Source organism: Zobellia russellii, from assembly GCF_018728565.1.
In the GTDB taxonomy this organism is placed as follows: domain Bacteria; phylum Bacteroidota; class Bacteroidia; order Flavobacteriales; family Flavobacteriaceae; genus Zobellia; species Zobellia russellii.
The window spans coordinates 1-553 of the sequence record NZ_JACSOI010000029.1 but is presented as its reverse complement, the minus strand read 5'-3'; the positions used below and the strand labels follow the sequence as shown (position 1 = coordinate 553).

The 553-nt window shown below is 53.0% G+C and carries 1 protein-coding gene and 1 pseudogene; one reads left to right on the top strand and one right to left on the bottom strand.

Annotated features, from left to right (window positions below; all coding sequences use genetic code 11):
- Nucleotides 1-57: 57 nt before the first annotated feature.
- A pseudogene (locus tag H9565_RS20330) lies at nt 58-249 on the top strand (FGGY family carbohydrate kinase); the annotation flags it as partial.
- Nucleotides 250-276: 27 nt separating this feature from the next.
- Here the strand turns inward: H9565_RS20330 and H9565_RS20325 are convergent.
- Nucleotides 277-553, bottom strand: a 277-nt coding sequence (locus tag H9565_RS20325; RefSeq protein WP_317195453.1) for a hypothetical protein, incomplete at its 5' end; no start/stop codon positions are given.

Sequence of the window (553 nt, the reverse complement as noted above, 5' to 3'; positions counted from 1 at the left end):
AAGGAATACGGGCCCGAGGACGAACTGTCAAGGGTCACCGGATCCCCAAAACTGGGCATGCTCAACACCGGTATGCACCTCTATTGGCTGAAGAGGACCAGACCGGAAACCTTCAAAAAAATAAGGTACTCCCTGCACCTGCCCCAATACCTGAGCTATCTGTTCACCGGAGTCCCGGTAAGCGAATATACGAGCATCGGGTGCCACACCATGCTCTGGGACTTCGAAAAGAAGGACTACCATTCATGGGTCTATCAAGAGGGCATCGACAAGAAATTACCGCCACTGGTGTCCTCCAGAAAGACCGTTCCGGTCGACTATAAGGGCAGGACGATCAAAATGGGCGTTGGCATACACGACAGTTCCTCCGCCCTGTTGCCCTACATCAAGAGCGCCAAAAAACCTTTCATATTGGTCTCCACGGGCACATGGAGCATTTCCATCAACCCTTTTAACCGGGGGATGCTCAGTACCGGCGATATCGGGAACGGCTCCTTGTTCAACATGAGGATAGACGGAAGTCCCGTAAAGGTTTCCCGCCTGTTCCTGGGCA